1 protein-coding gene is annotated in these 489 nt (G+C 60.5%); it reads left to right on the top strand.

Features of this window, described 5'->3' with window-relative positions:
* Nucleotides 1-283: 283 nt before the first annotated feature.
* Nucleotides 284-489 (top strand): hypothetical protein (locus KOM00_RS20465; protein ID WP_456264259.1); only part of this gene is annotated, 206 nt, incomplete at its 3' end.

Genomic DNA, 489 nt, shown 5'->3' with positions numbered 1-489 from the left:
CCGAGTCATGCGCGGTGCACCGTGAGGTGCGGCGCGAAGCGTTGACAGGGGTGCGAGTAGGCCAGCCATTGAGCCGCGAAATAATTGTATTCCAGGGCGCCGACGCTTTTGGGTCTGCGGAAGGCAATACGTACAGGTGCGATAATGCGAGTGCCTGGACGGCCCTGCGTGGTCGTAGACCCTGGCATGCGCGTACGCTCTTTGTTCGGGAACCGGGAGATCTCTTGGTTGACCACTCCACCTATGGAGTGGCCTGCATCGGGAAGGTGAGGAGCCGTAGCCGATGATACACGATCAAGAGAAGTCAGACTCCCCCATAGTAGCTGTGAAGTCGGCGAACAAGTCTGCACCGGCAGGCGCGGAGTCGATGGAGCCAAGGGGGGAGGCCAAGGGAAACACGGGGAGGAACCGCACGTGCCGGACACCGAGCCGGGAAAGCGTGTCCCAGGGGCTAAACCGTGTACGGCAGACAGCAAAGGAAAGAAAGAA

It is taken from the genome of Geomonas diazotrophica (assembly GCF_018919385.1).
Taxonomy (GTDB): Bacteria; Desulfobacterota; Desulfuromonadia; order Geobacterales; family Geobacteraceae; genus Geomonas; species Geomonas diazotrophica.
The sequence above is the reverse complement of the archived record's forward strand: the minus strand, read 5'-3'. Positions and strand labels throughout refer to the sequence as shown.